The sequence below is a fragment of the Nocardioides pelophilus genome (genome assembly GCF_014180685.1).
Taxonomy (GTDB): Bacteria; Actinomycetota; Actinomycetes; order Propionibacteriales; family Nocardioidaceae; genus Nocardioides; species Nocardioides pelophilus.
Genome location: NZ_JACEHF010000132.1, coordinates 8,094 through 11,226, shown reverse-complemented (window position 1 = coordinate 11,226; position 3,133 = coordinate 8,094). Strand labels below are relative to the sequence as shown.

The window sequence follows — 3,133 nt, the reverse complement described above, 5'->3', positions numbered from 1 at the left end:
TCAACGAACTCCGGGCGTCCGCGACCGCGCCCAGGATCGGGTGGGGTTGGGGGTGGAGTTGGGCGACCACGGTGTTCCTTTCCGAGATGCTTCTATCGTACACCTGTTCGATTCGGAATGGAACATTTGTTCGAGGGTTTTCACAGGGTGGTTGCCTTGGTTTCGAGGCTCGCTTCGCTCGCACCTCAACCAGCGGCGAGCGGCGAGCGGCGGTGGCGAGCGGGGGTCTCGTGACGGTCGCTGCGCGACCTCCTCGACCACCGGTGGGCACGGCGGCGGCGAGCCGGCGTACTTCCGCGACCACCCGAACACCTCCTCCGCTGCCGCGACCACAGCGAGCACCTCAGGCCTCCGGCAACCGGCGCAGGGCCCGGGGGACCGCACCGTGACATACGACGGCGCGCCACCGCGTTGACCGATCGTCCCGGCCGACGGCGGGGGTCTCGTTGACGGTCGCTGCGCGACCTCCTCGACCAACGGTGGCGCTGCGCGACCTCCTCGACCACCGGCCGCCAGGGGAGGCCGGGGCGGGGGATACTGCGGGCATGACGGCGACGAGCAGAGCCCACTCGGCACGGGTGACCTGAGGAGACGGGCCGTGTACGACCGCTACCAACCGCCGAACGAACCGGAGCCGGATGATCCTGCGCCGTCGTGGGAGACGTTCGAGCCGGACAAGCCGCGCCGTCGCGGCCGGCTGGGCAACCGGAACCCCTACCCCACGACCAGTGGGAGCCCACGCTTCACCGGGCCCGTCCCCGGGTCGGGGTTCACGCGCACGATCACCGCGGTGGTCGGTTTGATGGTGGTCGGCGGGGTCGTCCTCGGCATCAGCACCAACGGGCCCGGCCCGCACGACAAGCCGCCGGGGTGGGACGAGTGCGTCGCCGAGGAGGCGCAGGACATCCGCGAGAGCGGCGGCAGCCTGCTCCAGCCCGAGGACTTCTGCGCGATCCGCTATCCCGACTACGACTGGGAGAACGACCCGTCGTACGTCGAGGACGGCTCCAGCCCGTGACGGCATGACCACCGCAGTCGTCGTCGGCAGTGGCCCGAACGGCCTCGCGGCCGCACTCACCCTCGCGGCAGCAGGCGTGCAGGTGCGGGTGATCGAGGCAGCCGACGCCGTCGGAGGTGGGGTCCGATCGGCCGAGCTCACCGTGCCGGGCTTGGTCCACGACGAGTGCTCCGGGTTCCACCCCTTCGCCACCGACTCGCCGTTCGCGCGGGCGTTCGACCTCGCCGGTGCCGGGCTGACCTGGCGTTGGGCGGAGCACGAGCTCGCGCACCCGCTGGACGGCGGCGGCGGCGCCGTACTCTCCCGCTCGGTCGCCGCCACCGCGGCCGGTCTGGGTGACGACGGCCGATCGTGGCAGCGGCTGTTCGGACCGTTGGTCGAGCGGTTCGGGACGATCAGCGAGGAGCTTCTCCAACCGGTGCTGCACGTGCCGCGGCACCCGTTGCACCTGGCGCGCTTCGGCGCGTACGCCGCCACCCCGGCCACGCTGCTCGCCCGGCGCTGGCAAGGGGAGGAGGCGCGCGCCCTGTTCGGCGGCGTGGCGGCTCACGCCTACCGGCCGCTCGACCACCCGTTCTCCTCCGCAGCCGGCATCGCCCTGACCGCCGCAGCCCACGCTTACGGCTGGCCGGTCGCCGAGGGCGGCTCGCGCGCCATCGCCGACGCGATCCTCACCCGGGCGAGGGAGTACGGCGTGCTCGTGGAGACCGGTCGCCGCGTCGAGTCCCTCGACGAGCTCGGCCAGGCCGACCTGGTGCTGCTCGACACCGCGCCCGGCGCCGCGGCGCGGATCATCGGCGACCGGCTGCCCGGCCGGGTGCGGCGCGCCTACACGGCGTACCGGCACGGGCCGGCGGCCTCCAAGGTCGACTACGCCGTCGTCGGCGGGGTGCCGTGGACCTACGAGCCCGCCCGCGCGGCCGGCACCCTCCACCTCGGCGGCACCCTCGCCGAGATGACCGCGGCCGAGGCCGACACCAACGCGGGACGGATGCCCGCGCGGCCGTTCGTGCTCGTCGGCCAGCAGTGGCTGGCGGACCCGACCCGGTCGGTCGGCGACCTCCACCCGCTCTACGCCTACGCCCACGTGCCGCACGGCTACGACGGGCCCGACGACCCCGTCGTCGACGCGATCACCGCGCGGATCGAGCAGTACGCGCCCGGCTTCCACGACCGGATCGTCGCGACCTTCGTCCGGTCGGCGGCCGGCATGGCCGAGCACAACGTCAACTACGTCGGCGGCGACATCGCGACCGGCGCCACCCACGTGCGCCGACTGGTGTTCGGCCCGCGGGTCGGGCTGTCGCCGTACGCGACCGGGGTCGCGGGCGTCTACCTCTGCTCGGCAGCGACGCCACCGGGCGCCGGCGCGCACGGCATGCCCGGCCACCTAGCCGCCCAGCAGGCCCTCGCGGGCCTCGGCTGAGGGGGACTGCGGACCGAGCTCAGTCCGCGGCCGCTTCGACGTCGAGTGCCTTCACCGCGCCGATCAGCTCTTCGAGCGCGGGGGCCGGAAGCGCGCCCGCCTGCCGGAACACCAGCTGGCCCTTCTTGAACGCCATCAGCGTCGGGATCGACGTCACCTGGGCGGCCTGCGACAGCGCCTGCTCCTCCTCGGTGTTGATCGAGGCGAACACCAGGTCGGTGTGGGTCTCGGAGGCCTTCTCGTAGATCGGGGCGAACATCCGGCACGGACCGCACCAGGACGCCCAGAAGTCCACGAGGACGATCTCGTTGTCGAGCACGGTCTGCTCGAAGGTCTCAGAAGTCAGGTCGATCGTGGACATGGCCAGTCAACGGTCGCACGCCGCCCGCTATTCCGGAAGCCTCGCCACGTTGACGTCGACCGGCCCGGCGATGCCGGCGACCGATCCGCTGTCGGTCTGCTGCCACATCCACCACGCGCGGTCCGGGGGGCCGTCCAGGCTGCGCACCCACTGCCGGTAGGCGCGCAGGTCGTCGGCGAACCCGAACCGTGCCTCGAACTCCGGGTAGAGGTAGACGACCGGCTCGCGCCCGGTCAGCGTCTCGACGCGGTCGAGGAAGGCGCGCACCTCCGCCAGCAGCACGTCCGGCGCGGGCGGCACCCCGCAGCTCCCCGCCAGCTCGAGGTCG

4 protein-coding genes are annotated in these 3,133 nt (G+C 72.9%); 2 read left to right on the top strand and 2 right to left on the bottom strand.

Features of this window, described 5'->3' with window-relative positions; genetic code table 11:
- Window positions 1–598: 598 nt before the first annotated feature.
- Both H0488_RS17665 and H0488_RS17660 read left to right on the top strand, forming a co-directional pair.
- A complete protein-coding gene (locus tag H0488_RS17665) occupies window positions 599–1,018 on the top strand; it encodes a hypothetical protein (protein WP_183100558.1) in 420 nt (139 codons plus the stop codon).
- Between the two features lie 4 nt (window positions 1,019–1,022).
- The gene (locus tag H0488_RS17660) at window positions 1,023–2,444 is read left to right on the top strand and encodes a phytoene desaturase family protein (RefSeq protein ID WP_183100557.1); all 1,422 of its coding nucleotides are present in this window, start codon (window positions 1,023–1,025) and stop codon (window positions 2,442–2,444) included.
- Window positions 2,445–2,463: 19 nt separating this feature from the next.
- Here the strand turns inward: H0488_RS17660 and trxA are convergent, their stop codons facing one another.
- A complete protein-coding gene (trxA, locus tag H0488_RS17655) occupies window positions 2,464–2,805 on the bottom strand; it encodes a thioredoxin (protein ID WP_183100556.1) in 342 nt (113 codons plus the stop codon).
- Window positions 2,806–2,832: 27 nt separating this feature from the next.
- The coding region (locus tag H0488_RS17650; protein ID WP_281369694.1) for a GH25 family lysozyme at window positions 2,833–3,133 on the bottom strand (301 nt) is incomplete at its 5' end.

What these genes read in the sequence shown, in the direction of transcription:
- H0488_RS17660 (WP_183100557.1), top strand. Translation starts at nt 1,023, where the DNA reads ATGACCACCGCAGTCGTCGTCGGCAGTGGCCCGAACGGCCTCGCGGCC.
- trxA (WP_183100556.1), bottom strand. Translation starts at nt 2,805, where the DNA reads ATGTCCACGATCGACCTGACTTCTGAGACCTTCGAGCAGACCGTGCTC.